The 13,231-nt window shown below is 61.0% G+C and carries 16 protein-coding genes and 2 pseudogenes; 11 read left to right on the forward strand and 7 right to left on the reverse strand.

Features of this window, described 5'->3' with window-relative positions:
• Window positions 1–431 precede the first annotated feature (431 nt).
• On the forward strand, window positions 432–620 hold the full coding sequence (locus OLZ32_RS38670; protein ID WP_264425639.1) for a hypothetical protein: 189 nt from the start codon (window positions 432–434) through the stop codon (window positions 618–620).
• A 49-nt stretch (window positions 621–669) separates the two neighbouring features.
• On the opposite strand, the gene OLZ32_RS38675 is transcribed toward OLZ32_RS38670, so the two are convergent.
• Together OLZ32_RS38675 and OLZ32_RS38680 are read right to left on the reverse strand one after the other, a co-directional pair.
• On the reverse strand, window positions 670–1,860 hold the full coding sequence (locus tag OLZ32_RS38675; protein ID WP_264425641.1) for a DUF1173 domain-containing protein: 1,191 nt from the start codon (window positions 1,858–1,860) through the stop codon (window positions 670–672).
• A 601-nt stretch (window positions 1,861–2,461) separates the two neighbouring features.
• A complete protein-coding gene (locus OLZ32_RS38680) occupies window positions 2,462–2,728 on the reverse strand; it encodes a hypothetical protein (RefSeq protein ID WP_264398072.1) in 267 nt (88 codons plus the stop codon).
• Window positions 2,729–3,083: 355 nt separating this feature from the next.
• On the opposite strand from OLZ32_RS38680, the gene OLZ32_RS38685 reads away from it, so the two are divergent.
• From OLZ32_RS38685 to OLZ32_RS38700, 4 genes and pseudogenes are all read left to right on the forward strand, one after another.
• On the forward strand, window positions 3,084–4,121 hold the full coding sequence (locus OLZ32_RS38685; RefSeq protein WP_264425643.1) for a toprim domain-containing protein: 1,038 nt from the start codon (window positions 3,084–3,086) through the stop codon (window positions 4,119–4,121).
• A gap of 318 nt (window positions 4,122–4,439) precedes the next feature.
• Window positions 4,440–5,380 (forward strand): annotated as a pseudogene (locus tag OLZ32_RS38690) (DUF2493 domain-containing protein).
• Window positions 5,381–5,506: 126 nt separating this feature from the next.
• On the forward strand, window positions 5,507–5,773 hold the full coding sequence (locus OLZ32_RS38695) for a type II toxin-antitoxin system Phd/YefM family antitoxin (RefSeq protein WP_264425645.1): 267 nt from the start codon (window positions 5,507–5,509) through the stop codon (window positions 5,771–5,773).
• Window positions 5,770–5,911: pseudogene (locus tag OLZ32_RS38700) on the forward strand (type II toxin-antitoxin system VapC family toxin); the annotation flags it as partial. The gene OLZ32_RS38695 and the pseudogene OLZ32_RS38700, both read left to right, overlap by 4 nt.
• Window positions 5,912–5,947: 36 nt before the next feature.
• Here the strand turns inward: OLZ32_RS38700 and OLZ32_RS38705 are convergent.
• Entirely contained in the window at window positions 5,948–6,232 is a 285-nt protein-coding gene (locus OLZ32_RS38705) for a WGR domain-containing protein (protein WP_264398078.1), read from the reverse strand.
• Window positions 6,233–6,865: 633 nt separating this feature from the next.
• Here OLZ32_RS38705 and OLZ32_RS38710 point away from each other — a divergent pair.
• The 5 genes from OLZ32_RS38710 (at window position 6,866) to OLZ32_RS38730 (ending at window position 9,341) form a co-directional block, all read left to right on the forward strand.
• Window positions 6,866–7,189, forward strand: coding sequence for a DUF736 domain-containing protein (locus OLZ32_RS38710; protein ID WP_130671191.1), 324 nt, complete (start codon window positions 6,866–6,868; stop codon window positions 7,187–7,189).
• Window positions 7,190–7,505: 316 nt separating this feature from the next.
• On the forward strand, window positions 7,506–7,664 hold the full coding sequence (locus tag OLZ32_RS38715) for a hypothetical protein (protein WP_204328936.1): 159 nt from the start codon (window positions 7,506–7,508) through the stop codon (window positions 7,662–7,664).
• Between the two features lie 315 nt (window positions 7,665–7,979).
• Window positions 7,980–8,450 carry a hypothetical protein gene (locus tag OLZ32_RS38720; RefSeq protein ID WP_264425647.1) on the forward strand — a complete coding sequence of 157 codons (471 nt, stop codon included), beginning with the start codon at window positions 7,980–7,982 and terminating at the stop codon, window positions 8,448–8,450.
• A gap of 211 nt (window positions 8,451–8,661) precedes the next feature.
• The gene (locus tag OLZ32_RS38725; RefSeq protein ID WP_264398086.1) at window positions 8,662–8,928 is read left to right on the forward strand and encodes a type II toxin-antitoxin system prevent-host-death family antitoxin; all 267 of its coding nucleotides are present in this window, start codon (window positions 8,662–8,664) and stop codon (window positions 8,926–8,928) included.
• On the forward strand, window positions 8,928–9,341 hold the full coding sequence (locus OLZ32_RS38730) for a hypothetical protein (RefSeq protein WP_264398088.1): 414 nt from the start codon (window positions 8,928–8,930) through the stop codon (window positions 9,339–9,341). Before OLZ32_RS38725 ends, OLZ32_RS38730 begins: the two co-directional genes overlap by 1 nt.
• 20 nt (window positions 9,342–9,361) lie before the next feature.
• Here OLZ32_RS38730 and OLZ32_RS38735 read toward each other — a convergent pair whose 3' ends face one another.
• From OLZ32_RS38735 to OLZ32_RS38750, 4 genes are all read right to left on the reverse strand, one after another.
• On the reverse strand, window positions 9,362–9,667 hold the full coding sequence (locus OLZ32_RS38735) for an alkylphosphonate utilization protein (RefSeq protein WP_264425649.1): 306 nt from the start codon (window positions 9,665–9,667) through the stop codon (window positions 9,362–9,364).
• Between the two features lie 113 nt (window positions 9,668–9,780).
• Window positions 9,781–11,694: a Ti-type conjugative transfer system protein TraG gene (traG, locus tag OLZ32_RS38740; RefSeq protein ID WP_264425650.1), complete on the reverse strand. Its 1,914-nt coding sequence runs from the start codon at window positions 11,692–11,694 to the stop codon at window positions 9,781–9,783.
• Window positions 11,685–11,924, reverse strand: a complete 240-nt coding sequence (locus OLZ32_RS38745) for a conjugal transfer protein TraD (RefSeq protein ID WP_264425652.1) — start codon at window positions 11,922–11,924, stop codon at window positions 11,685–11,687. Before OLZ32_RS38745 ends, traG begins: the two co-directional genes overlap by 10 nt.
• A complete protein-coding gene (locus OLZ32_RS38750; RefSeq protein ID WP_264425654.1) occupies window positions 11,914–12,201 on the reverse strand; it encodes a TraC family protein in 288 nt (95 codons plus the stop codon). The genes OLZ32_RS38745 and OLZ32_RS38750 overlap by 11 nt, the downstream gene beginning before the upstream one ends.
• A gap of 219 nt (window positions 12,202–12,420) precedes the next feature.
• On the opposite strand from OLZ32_RS38750, the gene OLZ32_RS38755 reads away from it, so the two are divergent.
• Window positions 12,421–13,231: MobA/MobL family protein (locus tag OLZ32_RS38755; protein ID WP_264425656.1), on the forward strand; the 811-nt coding region annotated here is incomplete at its 3' end.

Consider the following 13,231-nt stretch of genomic DNA (forward strand, 5'->3'; position numbering starts at 1 on the left):
GTCGATGTCGCCCGGTCGCTGGCACGGCCGGGCAGGTGAGGTGAGGGGCACCGGGTGGTGCCCCAAGCTGAACAGCTTGCCGGGGGCAGTCGGTCCCGGTTTCCGCCTGTTCAGGCGGCACTTTGCTAAACCTCCTGCGGCTGCCCTTTTAACCGGTCAAGCCGTGCGCGAACGGGCGCCGGCCGCAGGAGCGCCCTCGCCTAGTATGCTCATTGTTTGAGGAGTACCGTTGTCGTGGCAGGCGTGGCGTCGCAGCACGATTGGTCTACATCGGTGCGCAGTCGGTGGCCCTGTTCCGTGGTCGCGGACAGCAATGGACGCTCATCCATCGCGGTGACATGACCCTGCCGTTCCAAAACCTCGTCTGACATGCGGGCAAGATCTGGGCGACCCGCGATCATGCCCTTTGGCAGATCGAGCCCGACCACCTCGTGAAGCCCGAGCTGCCTTCAAAGATCGCCGTCTACGCGGGCCACCCCAGCGCTGCCGACGGCACCATGCTCATGGCCGGCACACACGGCGCGGCCTACCATAAGGGCAGCGACTGGCATCTGATCATTAACCGTGGCTTCGACAGCGGTTGCCGAGCGAACGGCTGTCATGGTCGTTATGACCTGTAGGGTTTTATCAAAGCCTTCTGTGCGACCCGTTGCGGGTGCACCGGCTCCGTCAGGGCAGGGCAGGCATATCGCCTTCGGAGACACGCCATATCCAGGGCGTCATCTCCGGGCGGCCCTCGATCATCTCCGCCAGCGCAGCCTCGTACTCGCCATTGGAGCTTGCCGGCACGATAAACATGGCGACCGGTGCAGGTCGTTGTTCAGGGAGTGTCACGGATACGATCGGCTGCTCTCGCGACAGATTGAAACGCAAGCCTTTGACGCTCTTGCGTCTCAAACCTGACAGCCTCTCCAGGAGACGCTGCTCATCAACGGTTTCGAACGGAACCCAGTTCTCGTTGACGACCATCATCGCGATTTCCTCGACCGCGGCGATCCCCGCGCTGGAAATTCCAAATGTCGCAATCAGGATCAAATGGAGTTCATCGCTCGACCGCCACAACTCGAGTTCCGTCTCATATCTGGCGCTCAATCGCTTCCACGTCCCTTGCTCGATCACAAAGGGGAAGGGCAGGTGGCGGGCGATAATCTTCTGCCCGTCTCGCGTGGGAGCGAACTCCTTGACTTCAGCCACGGCGATCATCAGCCGCCGCGGCCCTGACGCGGCTGCCTGGGCGCCGGCGAGTGCTGTAGCCCGGCGAGCGGCTATTTTCTCCCGGTCTTGCTGATGAAACACCTCCGGCACGAACAGGATGTCGCAGAGTGGGTCGCCGTGGACCGTCATCTGCCGCGCGGCATTGATCAGGCCGCTGCGAACCCGACCCCATCCGCGCTTTCCCGCCCATAACGACGTCCATTCCGTCAGTTCCCCGACATCCCACAAATAATGAAGCATCGCCTTCAGCGACAGTTTCTTCGGTTCGTTGCGGACGCTCTCTGAGGCTTCCGTCGATGATGCCGCCACCGTTCGATTGCCCCGTTTCGATAGCGAGAAATCGAGTTTCAAGACTGCCGAGCCCGTGGTCGCATCGATCTGAATGGCGTTTCCAATGAGAGGGCCGAGGCCCGACAACTCGTAGGGCGGCTCGTAGGACGGGCAGGCCACCTCATGATCGCGCCCGGAAAGCGGCATTCGCTTGACCAGAAATTGACCGTCGACCCGAGCGATGTACATCGGAACCGGCGGTTCCTTGCACCTACAAAGTGGCCTGAGCTTCTGTTCATAAGCACGTTCGAGCTGCGATTGAAACTCTGGAGCGGTTTCGTCCAACGGCTCTTTGCCGATCAAAAATCGTCGCACATCGTCCCTCGCTTCGGTCACCGAAGGCTGGTCAAGCCGTATAGGACGTAGCACAAACTCGCGAGATAATACTAGCGTAAATTAATTAGTATAATAGGCTGGGGCCGGCGCCTGTGACAATGCGAACGAGTTTGGCAGCCAATCGTTTCCAGGGCCAATTGCAGATCTAACTCGGCATTGCGCCGATCCAGTTCTCGTTGATCGTTTGCGACTCCAAGACAATATACGGCTGGTCTTCAGACATTCGTTCCGCTCAGTGCCGCCAACGAGAAGCTGAACGGAAAGGAACGAGTCGTCAATACCGCGACGACGGAGGCAACTCTGGAGAGCCGCCCCCAAATTTTACTTTGGGGCCTTCTAGAATTTTGTCTCTTCGAGGATTTCCCGCGGCTGCATCCACGAATTATTGCGGGGGGTCGGACTTCGGTCCGATTGAAGACAGCAATCTCTCTGCTAATTTTCGTTCCGCTGAGAATGCAAAACTCAGCATGAAAAGGGTGTCTGCCCCTGATCCGGAGCACCCTTTTCAAACTCTTCTTTCAGGAGTCCGCCCTTACTCCTCGCCACCGGATCGTTCGCGGCCGGCGAACCGCCCAATTGATCATAGGTTGTAAGTATTCTGTCGGAGCACCATGCGTGCGATGGTGTTACCGGATCCATCAAATCTAAGCGGACCGTCATCAAAGTCGAAGCTTGTGATCTGCTTGGCCTCTCCGGAAATGTGAATCCTCAAACCGTCAGGATTTGACCAGGCCATGGTCGGCTCTTCATCGCCACTTTCCTTCGCAGTCATCGAGCCCAAGGTCCTCGATGCACCGATCGCCCACACATATTGATGTGCTGCAAAGCGACGGTTCACAGTCGCCATTGTCTTCCAGGTCTGTATCTCCCAGGAGATCCAAGAGCGCGATCAATCGCTCGATGTAGGCTTCACAGCGCAGCTGTTGAACGACCTGGCTCATGCAGATGCCCTCCCGGCTACTTCCGCCACAAAGGTTACGAAGCGGGCGAGCTGGCGAGGCGAATACGCTTCCGTTTCTGCCTCCTGAAAATTGAAACTTATCAACATGTTAATTGGCATTCGGGGAGCTGTCGATTGGAAGAGGAAGCGGCCGTAAGCTTGGCGGAAGAGCGAGAGAGCGGTCGGCAAGGGTTGGCCTGGCGGAGCTTGGAGAGCGCCTGGGCAGGCCGGTTCGTCCTCACTCTTTATAGGATTTTCTGTGATGCTATCCGCTTCCGAGCTGGCGGACCATCTCGCGCGCGATGCCGAGGCAGTCTGTCGCCACTATCTTTCCGCTGGTCGCCGGGCCGGCAATTACTGGATCGTCGGTGATGTCGCCAACAACAAGGGTCGGTCGCTCTATGTGCATCTCTCCGGTTCCCGCGCGGGAAAATGGACGGATGCTGCTAACGGCCAGTATGGCGACCTGCTCGATCTCGTGCGGGAGACCTGCGGGCTGGTCGACTTCCGCGACGTCGCCGACGAGGCTCGCCATTTCCTCAGTCTTCCCAAACCCGAACGGGCGTCGTCCCGCAGGGGCGGCACCCCCGACCATCCGCCGGTCGACAGACCGGCTGCGGAGCGTGCGAGACGCCTGTTCGGCATGACGCAACCGCTGGCGGGAACGCTTGGCGACAGCTATCTGCGCCAGCGCGCCATCCTGAGGGCGTCCCTCCATCCCACCCTGCGCTTCCATCCGTCCTGCTACTATCGGGATCTCGTGACCGGTCGGACGGCCAGCTATCCGGCGCTTGTCGCTGCCGTGACCGATCCTTCCGGCACTATCACCGGCGTGCATCGCACATGGCTCGATCCAAACGGCGACGGCAAGGCGAAAGTCGAGGATCCCCGCCGTGCGCTCGGCGGTCTCCTCGGCAACGCGGTGCGCTTTGGGTTTCCGCTCCACGAGCTCGTCCCTGTCATGGTCGCGGGCGAAGGCCTGGAGTCGATCCTGTCGCTATCCCATGTGATGCCCACGATGCCGATGGTCGCGGCGCTCACGGCCAACCACCTCGCGGCCTTCTCTCCGCCGGCGGCGTGCCTGCGCCTCTACATCGCCGGCGACGCCGATGCCGCCGGTCGGCAGGGGATCGAGAGGTTGAGCCGACGTGCGCAGGCGGTTGGGATCCTGCCGCTGGTGCTTGCCCCTGAACTCGGCGACTTCAACGAGGATCTGCGCTGGCTCGGCCCGGACCAGTTGACGGCGAACCTGCGGGCCCAGCTCGTTCCGGAAGATACAATGGTCTTTCTGCCGACATGAAGCTGACTGAAACAGCGGGCATTGGTGTCGGTCATCGGAACTGGCAAGTCGTTCCATGAGGCCCTTCCTTGGGTGCGCGCCCGCGTGCCTGCGGAGAGGCGACCCTTACCACGCGGCGGCCTGGCCTTCAGCGGGTCTGTCAGGTTTCTTCCCCGCGCCGGCTTTGCCGGCGCTCCTCGCGGGTCAAGAAACCTTCCTTCCGCCGCCCGGCGCTCACGCTGGGCCGCGGCACTTCGCGCCGCGGTTCCGGCCGGTCTCCGCGTGAACAGGTTCGCCGTCAGGCCGCGAGAGGCGCGGCCAAAACCGACGGAGACCATCATGAACCAGACCCTTCCCATCGACGACGGCTTCGAGCCCCACCATGCCTCTTCCCCGACCGACCGCTTCATCTACGAAATGCAGATCTACGGCCATCGCCCCTTTCAGGACGAGCCCGATCCGCGGCCGCTACCGGAAGAGCCGGTCGTCCAGTCGGCGCTGACCGCGATCTTCGGCGCCATGTTCGAGATGCTCGGCGACACGCGGTTGGAACCCGATCTCGAAGATCTGCTCTGGTCGACGGTCAATCTCTTCCACCGCGCCGGCGAGCGCATCCAGCGTGAACTTCAGCGCAACGAGGACGCGCAACGTACCGGACAGCAGGAGCAGGACGGCTCGGAGGTCAAGAGCGTCGAGCTCGAGCGCCTGATCGCCGAAGGCATCACGTTTCTCGAACGCCGCAACGCCTTCGAGTTCATGCGCGACTATGCGGCCGACCTCTTCGAGGCTGAGGCCGGATCGGCATGGCGCCCGCGCACCGGCTCCAAGGTCAGCCACGCCAATATGACGGCGGCGATGATCGACTCCCGAGACTTCCTTTCCGCTCGTCGCCGTGCCGAGACCGAGGTGCTGATTCCGGCTGGAACTAAGATCGCCTTCTCCGGCGGCATGGATTACAACGATCACGAACGCATCTGGGGCAAGCTCGATCAAGCCCATGCAAACATCCGGGTATGGTCCTGCTCCACGGCGGCTCACCGAAGGGCGCCGAGCGAATCGCCGCCTGCTGGGCCGAAGCCCGCAAGGTGACGCAGATCACCTTCAAACCGAACTGGACGAAGCACGCCAAGGCCGCTCCCTTCCGCCGCAATGACGAGATGCTCTCGGTCATGCCGACCGGCGTCATCGTGTTTCCCGGCTCCGGCATCACAGGCAATCTCGCCGACAAGGCCCGCCGTCTCGGCATACCTGTCTGGCAGGCCGCGGAGGATGGCGCGTGAGCGCCATTTCCTCCATGCGGGGAAAAGCCGGATGGTAATGAGATCGCGCTTTATCGCGGAGAAAAACAGGGAACTTGCATTTCGACGAATTTGTGTACACAATTCTGGGGAACATGGGGCCTTTCAATGTCTGAACCTCGGCCGAACGCATCGTCTCCCCGCCGTGTGGGCGTGCGGGAGTTTCGTGGCAATCTGACATCCTTCCTGAAGCAGGTTCAGGACGGACAGAGGTTCGTTCTGATGTCCCATCACAAGGTCGTTGCCGAAATCGGCCCTCCGTCAGTTGACATGGCCGTGCGTAAGCCAGGCGCTTGGCGCGGAAAGATCAGAGTTCCCGACGATTTTGACAGCTTGCCCGCAGACGTCCTGAAGGCGATGGAAGACGGGACGTGAGGCTTCTGCTCGATACGCATGCGTTGTTATGGTGGCTGAATGACGACGATAGGCTGGGCAGTCATATGCGCAGCCTCATTGCCGATCCTGAAAAACAATGTGCTCGTAAGCGTCGTTTCCCTTTGGGAAATCACCGTGTTCTAAGACGCGAACGCGCGGATATGCATCGCGCGATCAGATCGGATCTCCGATGGCATCGCAGCCTCGGTCCGGCCTATAGCCCTTCCGACGTTTCCGGCGTGCAAGATCGAGAAAATGCGCCATGGCTTCCCGTTCGGTCCTGAACACGTCGGTCCTCTCGCGCCCACGTCTGCCGATCCGTCCCCAGCTTCGCACGACCGCGGTTTCGCCGAACAAGGTCGGCTGGATCGCGAGCATGTAATAGCGCGCCATGTTGCGGCTGGCATCGATGCGCTGGCAGTAGAGGTGGAACGACATGCGGCTCATGAAGGGAATCATTTCCGCCGGGACCGACCTTGTCCAACGAGAGTTTTGAATCCTTCGCAGCCGATGGATTCCGTTTTGTGATGCGTTGGCGCGTTATGGGCCGGTGAAGAACACCCCGACCAAGCCGGTCCCAATCGCTCAGGGTGGCCCGGGGTGCCGACGGTTGGGTGTCCGGCGGAATACTGTCGGATCCGTCAGCCGGCGCCGGAGAGGTCCGCGAAGGATCATGCGTTCTATCCCCCGAGCGAGCAGCTTCCCCGGCGTTGCCCCGCGGCCTGCAGGCGCCAACGCGATCACCGCGTCGATCCCGCCGAGCGACAACGTATGATGGGACGGCGGGCGGGCGCATCTCGCTTGCGGTGGTTGAGAGCGAGCGAAGGCTTTGCGTAGAATGGCGGCGAGGCATTCGGAGGGCCTATACACTCTCACGCAGCGCCGGACCGGGCGGCCATAGTGGTTTGTCCCGTCCTTCGGTCGCAATCCGGGGCCATTCCCGTTTTCCATGTCGCCTTTCTAAGGGACCGGCCGCCATCATCGTCAACCCGCAAGGGGTTCCCCTGCGCTGCGCTCCGGTGACGCCTGCGGTTCGGCCCCTTCTTCGGGCGCCATCGGGAATGGTCCCGAGCAACCGAAGGAGACAATACCATGGCCACCACGATCGCAACCCTGACGCAGAAGACCGACGGCAGCCTTGAAGGCATCTTCGCCACCATCCGGGTCAACGCCCCGATCGCCATCGTACCGAACGCCAGCAAGTCGAGCGAGGAAGCTCCCGACTACCGCATCATCCACCGTAAGACCGGCTTCGAGATCGGCGCGGGCTGGAACCGCATCGCCCGCCTGACCGGAGAGGAATACCTGTCCGTCAAGCTGGAGGCTCCGGAGATCGGCGTGATCTTCGGCAACCTCGCACAAGCTCCCGGCGGCGAGCCGAACCGCAAGGTTATCCTCTGGAACAACCCGAACTGAACGACGAGCAGCCGGCCTCGAGCGATCGGGGCCGGCTTCCGCGATGAAACACCTGAGGCGGCCGGCTTTGCCCGCCGCCTGTTTTCTGGTGCCAAACGAAACGTGGATTATCTGCTCAGATCGCCAAGTCTGCCGCGAGGACCGTGCCGCCTCAAGGTCGCGCGGCCCCTCCAATTTTGCCTCCGCTGCGGTTCCCTCCGCTCCGACAAAATCGGCACCTCCGCGCGCCGGCTCCGCCGGTCGCTGACGCGAACCTTGACCCGACCCGATCCTCACGACCACCGGCGTTATCTTTCACGTCAACAAGGAGATGATGATGACGAACGAAAACGCCTTCAACATCGAATGCACCATCGAGGAACTGCGTCTTGAAGCCCGAGAAGCGCCGACCGCGGAGGAGCGTCTCCGCATCGAGGCGGAGCTGGAAGCAGCACGCGCCGAACTTGCAAAACACACTGGAGAGGAGTTGCCGTGAGGCAGCTCCTTCCTCACTGAGCACCGAGGCAGCCAGGCCGGATCGACCGGCCCGTCTGCCTGTCAGGTTTTCCCTCGACACTCCCTGCCGGCTGACGCCGGAAACGGTCGCGCCCCCCTTGGGGCCGCGGGTCTCTTCTCTCTCTGACGTCCTATTCTACTCCAGCAAATCCGGCGTCAAGGACGGCGCGGTCTCCCCCAATTTTGCCGCAAGCGACAAAATCGGTTCCCCCGCTTGCAAGCCGCGTTCCGCGGTCCTTGACCCCTCTTTGCCACGGAGTGGCCGATCTCCGTCAAAGATGAAGGAGATCACATTATGACAACCGATCAGAACCTCACGCTCTACGCCAAGCTTGCCGGTTTTCGGCTCGTCGTCCTCGCAAATCGCCTCGGCTGCGATAGCGGTTTCTCGCTCGAGCTTCATAATCGCCTGATTGAAGGGCTCGACGCGGCAATCGCTCGGATCCAGATGATGATGGCATTGCAACAAAGTGTTCTCACCGGAGAGGATGAATTCGCCGAATATCAGCTGCAGGGCGAGAACGAGATTTTCGGGCGCTTCACCATCAATTTGCTGGACGATCTCGAAATCGACGTCGGCACCCACGAATACCGCATCAGCGGCGGCAGCTGGATCAACGCTTTGACGGCCGATGAGGGTGGGGTCGAGGTCCGGTTTCCGACATTGGTTGGGTTGACCGACGAAGAATTCGGTTCACTGGCATCGATTATTGAGGATATCAAGCTGGAAACTGGCATCCCCGTTCATGCGGTGCGCGCCATTTGATCCTCGTGGTAAAAGGCGCTTCAGATGCTAAGAGGCGGCGGACGCCGGCCGCCTCTCAATTGGCGATCGCCGCAGCCGTTGTGAGCTGAGCGGCAATGGCGGGACGCCGTAATTCCTTTCCGGCAAGGCCGCAAACGCCTCAAACCAGTAAGTTTACAACATTGTTGGAAATGCTGTATATTGCAACAAATACAGCAAAAAGGAAACCCATATGTCCAAGTCAAGCGGTTCCTATTCAACCAGCGACCTCTCCCGTAAGTCTGGCGACATCATCGCCGAGGCCCTGCGCCATCCAGTGACCATCACCCAGCGGAATAAACCCCGATTGGTCCTCCTCAATATCGAAGACTACCAACGGCTGATGAAGCAGTCGGATCGGCGCACCGTCGGGACCCTCGAAACGATGCCCGATGAACTGTTTGCCGAGTTCGAAAACGCCGTCGAGGCCTATGCCGGCGAGGACGAGGCAGGCCACTGATGAACTACGAGCTGATCCAGACCGCAAGCGTCATACGCTATCCTTACCTATGGGCGAGAGAGGCTGGGCGTGGAGAGACGGAAGGAGGCAAGGAGCGGCCGGTGGCCGTCGGCGTGAGAATGGTGCGGCCGGACGGTGATCTGGTTCTCTTCTTTCCCATCACCACCAAGCAGCCGGAGGTGTCGCGGTTTGCCGTGGAAGTGCCGGCTATCGAAAAGCGCCGGGCTGGCCTCGATGCCGATCGCAGGCTTTGGATCATTTTCGATGAGTTCAACACCGACATCGTCGGAAATTCATTCTATCTTGAGCCTGAGCCGCCAACCGGCCGCTTCAGCAAGGCCTTCTTCCTGCCGCTGCTGCGCGAATTCATCCGTCGCCGCAAGTCGGCCACGGAGGTCAGCCGATTCCGCTGAGCAGGCCCTGAGAACTCGAATTAGCGTTTGCGCACGAACTCGGTGCGTAGAACGAGGCCCTTGATTCCATCATGGCGGCAATCGAACTCCTCGGGATTATCGGTGAGGCGGATCGACCTGATGACGGTGCCCTGTTTCAGCGTCTGGCCGGCTCCCTTGACCTTCAAATCCTTGATGACGGTGACGGAGTCACCATCGGCAAGTACATTGCCGCTTGCGTCTCGAACGACGCTCTCACCGCCACTGGCGGATGCTGCCATCTCCGAAGCCGGACGCCATTCGCCTGTCGCTTCGTCATAGATGTATGCGTCGTTTTCAGCGGCCATGCTCGTCTCGGTTCCTCAGAAATCGCCTTCCGTGCGGGAGCGGCGTACAAAGGCGCTTATCGCAGACGTCCGCCCAAGGCAACTCCGGCGGCGCTCCCGAGCGTCTCGGAAAGTCAACTCCGCACGAAGCGATTGGCCTTTGCTTGCGAGTCCATATCCTTCCGCCGGAAATAGATCGCCCGGCCGCAACGGATCGGGCTATGGCCCTGGACGATGATGATCTGCTCGTCCTTGCGCATCGACTGGGTGATCTCGTGCGGCATGATCAGCGGCCGGCGCTGGAAATTGACGCTCTCGGATTTACGCGTACCACCGCCTTTTGTGTCCCAGCCGATATTGCGCGACCGCCCTTGAACCTCGACGGTCATTTCCCCGCATTGGGCAGAAACATTTCGCGCCGTATCGAGCGCCTTGATCGCAGCGTAGGAGGCAAAGGCGCAGCCATCGATCCATGACGTCGCGCCATCCTTGCCGAAGTGCCGCTCCAGCTGTCCGACCGATTGGTAGAGCAGCATCATGCTGATGCCGTACTTGCGACCGCGATCGCGCGCCTCTTCCAGCACGCGCATATAGCCGAGCAGATCAACCTCATCGAGCATGAAGAGCGCTCGGCGGCTGAAGCCGCCATCGGCCTGGACCATGGCGTTGATCAGAGAGCCGATGATGACGCGCCCGATGCCCGGATAGGAGCGCAGGATCGACGCCGGGATATTGAGGAATACGTCCGTCCCGCCAGTGACGATATCGCTCGACCTGAAGGCATTGCCGCAGACGAGCGCGGCGTAACTATCCAATGAGAGCCATTGCGTATCCTTCGACGCCGTCGAATAGACACCCGAGAAGGTCTGTTCGGTCATGTTGGTGAAGACGCCGAGCGTTTCGCGGATGAAGGCAGATTCCGAGTGTTCCTGAATGTCGCGCAGCATGGCGAGCACGGAGGGTTCCGGCTCGGAAACGATCTGGCGCAGGCTGCGAAGGTTCCGCCGGCCGGCATATTCCGGCGACAACATGACATGGGCAAGCAGTCCGGTCAGGAGATTGTGCGCCTGGTTCTGGAAATAGGAACCTGTCGAGGATTCAAAACGCAGGCTTTCGGATAGAAGCATGTGGGCGATGCCGACGATATCCTCCTCTTTTCGCTTCGAATGCTCTATGCCGTCGAGGACATTGAAGCCCATGATCGGGTTGGCCGGATCGAGCACCATGACCTCGCGCTTGAGAGCACGGGTGCGATGCTCGACCACCATCGGCGCGACCTCGGTGGAAGGATCGAGGCAGATCAAAGGGCCGGCATAACGCAGTGCGGTCGGTAGGACGTTGCTGGTCGTCTTGTATCCACCCGATCCGGCAAAGAAGAGCATATGGGTAGAATCGAAATCTTGGCTGTAGGTGAGGAGTGGCGCCTGGCCACCCTGTCCCCACGTGCTGCGATCCTTCGGATCGAAGGGCACTTGGTGGACGGTTTCCTTGTCGACGCGGTAACGCTCGCCGACGACGATCTCGCCGTCGGGCGGAAAGAGCTTTGCTGCCGCTGACATCGAAAGCCAATCGGCATCGCCAAAGGTTCCGCCCCTTGCCCGTTTGACTGCCTCGGGCACGACGACGGAGATGCGGGCGGCCGCCGCCACAGTCATGAAGCCCGCCAGGGCGCCGATGACGGCAATGAAATCCAGATAGGAAAGCGCCTGGTTCCATGTGACGATGCCGCGCTCCACCGACGGGACGAGGCGGCCATATTCGCGCAACGCATAAAATCCGGCGACGACGAGAAGGCATAACAGGCTGGCAATGGCGATCGGCCGCCGGCGATGCAGCGGCAACGCCCAGACGGTCAGAAGTCCGGTGAGTGGCCCGAACAGGAGCGCCGGCACGGGTGCCGCTCGCAGGAACCAATATTCGGTCTTGCCGGATAGGCCGTGGGCCAGTGCCGTCCATCGCCAGCCGGTGATGTAGACCGCGATCGCTGTCACGGCGATCGGCACGAAGACCAGCAGCAAGCTTGGATGCAATCGACCCTTCAGCGCCATCCGGCGTTCTCCTCGACGCGCGGCAAGACAGGATCGAGCGAAGGGGCATTGAACGCCTCCTCGCCGATATCGCGCAACCGCCTATGTTCGGCCGATCCCGCTATCACCCTCGCCAATTCGATGAGGCCACCGAACAGAAAAGCCCGGTCGGCCGTCGACAGACCAGCCTTCACGACGATGCCGCCGAGCAGGAATTTCTCGCGTGCTTCCTTCTTGCGGTCAGTCGTCATGTGAAACCTCCGACGTCGATCCAGCGCCACCAACCGCTGGTCGACGCGTTTGAGGAGATGCAGCACTTGCCCCCTTCTTTTCCTCTTTGCGAAATCGAGCGGCCATCTCTTCGAAGATCCGCTCGACCTCCTCGTCGGCGATCTCCATTTCCGCCAGCCCCGACTTCGTCGCAGCGCGGGCAAACCGCTCGGCGGATTTAACGATCAAACTTCTCCTGCGCTCTCTGAGCTTCTCGATCTGGGCATCGAGATCGGAAATCGATGATTTGACGGCCACTGTTGGTTCCCTTTCCTGAAATCAACCTCAATGCGCCAATTATACTATCTAGAACAAAATAGTTAAATAGGCTAATTTGCACCAACCCGAAAATGTGGCAGCCGGAATTTCGGCCGACGTCGGTCTTTCGGAAAAGCGGTATCGGCCCTCCGGTCCGATCGGTTTGAGGGCGCAATATACGTCGCTGTCGCGACGTGCTCGGAAGATGTGGAGACAGTCGTGGCGATCATGTTCGTCAGAGCGCAGGTGATCAGCAGGGGAGCGGGACGCAGCATCGTCTCGGCCGCCGCCTATCGCCACCGCGCCCGGATGATGGACGAACAGGCCGGCACGTCGTTCAGCTATCGGGGTGGAGCTTCCGAGCTGGTTCATGAGGAACTGTCTCTGCCGGACCAGCTGCCGGCCTGGCTGCGGTCAGCGATCGAAGGGCGTTCGGTCGCGGGCGCCAGCGAGGCGCTCTGGAATGCGGTCGATGCTTTCGAGAAACGGGCAGACGCGCAGCTGGCGCGCGAGCTGATCATAGCAGTTCCGGAAGAGCTGACGCGGGGCGAGAACATCGCGTTGGTGCGGGAGTTCGTGCGCGACAATCTCACGTCGAAGGGAATGGTCGCGGATTGGGTCTATCACGACAAAGACGGCAATCCGCATATCCATCTTGTGACCACGCTCAGGCCGATGACGCAGGAGGGCTTCGGGCCGAAGAAGGTTGCGGTGACCGGCGAGGACGGCAAGCCGCTGCGGGTCGTCACACCGGATCGTCCGAACGGCAAGATCGTCTACAAGCTCTGGGCGGGCGACAAGGAAACCATGAAGGTGTGGAAGATCGCCTGGGCGGAGACGGCCAACCGGCATCTGGCGCTTGCCGGCCATGATATCCGGCTTGATGGTCGCTCCTACGCCGAGCAGGGCCTCGACGGCATCGCGCAGAAACATCTGGGTCCCGAAAAGGCAGCATTGGCCAGGAAGGGCAGGGAGCTCTTCTTCGCGCCGACGGATCTCGCCCGGCGGCAGGAGATGGCGGACCGGCTGC

Origin of the sequence: Rhizobium acaciae (assembly GCF_025941625.1) — a bacterium.
GTDB classification, from domain to species: domain Bacteria; phylum Pseudomonadota; class Alphaproteobacteria; order Rhizobiales; family Rhizobiaceae; genus Rhizobium; species Rhizobium acaciae.

Excerpts from the sequence above, each read along its gene's own strand:
- OLZ32_RS38730 (WP_264398088.1), top strand. The coding sequence starts at position 8,928 with ATGAACTACGAGCTGATCCAGACCGCAAGCGTCATACGCTATCCTTAC.
- OLZ32_RS38695 (WP_264425645.1), top strand. The coding sequence starts at position 5,507 with ATGTCTGAACCTCGGCCGAACGCATCGTCTCCCCGCCGTGTGGGCGTG.
- OLZ32_RS38685 (WP_264425643.1), top strand. The coding sequence starts at position 3,084 with ATGCTATCCGCTTCCGAGCTGGCGGACCATCTCGCGCGCGATGCCGAG.
- OLZ32_RS38720 (WP_264425647.1), top strand. The coding sequence starts at position 7,980 with ATGACAACCGATCAGAACCTCACGCTCTACGCCAAGCTTGCCGGTTTT.
- OLZ32_RS38735 (WP_264425649.1), bottom strand. The coding sequence starts at position 9,667 with ATGGCCGCTGAAAACGACGCATACATCTATGACGAAGCGACAGGCGAA.
- OLZ32_RS38745 (WP_264425652.1), bottom strand. The coding sequence starts at position 11,924 with ATGACGACTGACCGCAAGAAGGAAGCACGCGAGAAATTCCTGCTCGGC.
- OLZ32_RS38725 (WP_264398086.1), top strand. The coding sequence starts at position 8,662 with ATGTCCAAGTCAAGCGGTTCCTATTCAACCAGCGACCTCTCCCGTAAG.
- OLZ32_RS38715 (WP_204328936.1), top strand. The coding sequence starts at position 7,506 with ATGACGAACGAAAACGCCTTCAACATCGAATGCACCATCGAGGAACTG.
- OLZ32_RS38705 (WP_264398078.1), bottom strand. The coding sequence starts at position 6,232 with ATGATTCCCTTCATGAGCCGCATGTCGTTCCACCTCTACTGCCAGCGC.
- traG (WP_264425650.1), bottom strand. The coding sequence starts at position 11,694 with ATGGCGCTGAAGGGTCGATTGCATCCAAGCTTGCTGCTGGTCTTCGTG.
- OLZ32_RS38710 (WP_130671191.1), top strand. The coding sequence starts at position 6,866 with ATGGCCACCACGATCGCAACCCTGACGCAGAAGACCGACGGCAGCCTT.
- OLZ32_RS38680 (WP_264398072.1), bottom strand. The coding sequence starts at position 2,728 with ATGGCGACTGTGAACCGTCGCTTTGCAGCACATCAATATGTGTGGGCG.